We start from the raw sequence: 501 nt of genomic DNA, 5'->3' as shown, positions 1-501 counted from the left end.
GGGCGCCAACATCGCGGGACCGCCGGAAGCGCTCGGGCTGATCCACGGTCGCACGGAACGCCAGTGCCGTCAGCGGCCCGACGCCGGGTACCGTCATCAGCTGTCGGCAGATTGGTTCGACGCGAACCGATTCCAACGCGCGCCGCGTCAGGCGCTCGAGTTCGCGATACATGCTTGCGATAATCGCCAACAAAGGTTCGGTTATGTCGGTCAATGTGGGGTCAGTTTCGGCCAGTTCGCGGACCCTGGCAGCGAACTGCTTGCGTCGCGGCGAGCCCACTTTAAGCCCGCTTTCCCGCAAGACTGCCCGCACTGCGTTCTCCATGTCGCGCAACTTGCACAGTACCGTCCGGCGCGCCACCAGCAGTGAGCGCGCCATTCTCGATGGAACGCTTTTGACGTGAACCTGGCGATACCACCCGGTCCGGATGATTTGTGCCAGGCCTCGGGCATCATTGCGGTCGGTCTTGTTCGGCATTGCTCCCATTGCGGCTTTCGCCT

At 63.3% G+C, this 501-nt stretch carries 1 protein-coding gene; it reads right to left on the bottom strand.

Translation table 11 applies throughout. The features are described 5' to 3' along the window. Positions 1–501 (bottom strand): transposase (locus MTR62_RS21190; protein ID WP_244024656.1); only part of this gene is annotated, 501 nt, incomplete at both ends.

It is taken from the genome of Novosphingobium organovorum, from assembly GCF_022832435.1.
Taxonomy (GTDB): Bacteria; Pseudomonadota; Alphaproteobacteria; order Sphingomonadales; family Sphingomonadaceae; genus Novosphingobium; species Novosphingobium organovorum.
Note: the sequence above shows the minus strand (reverse complement) of the source record. Positions and strands in the feature narration are given on the sequence as shown.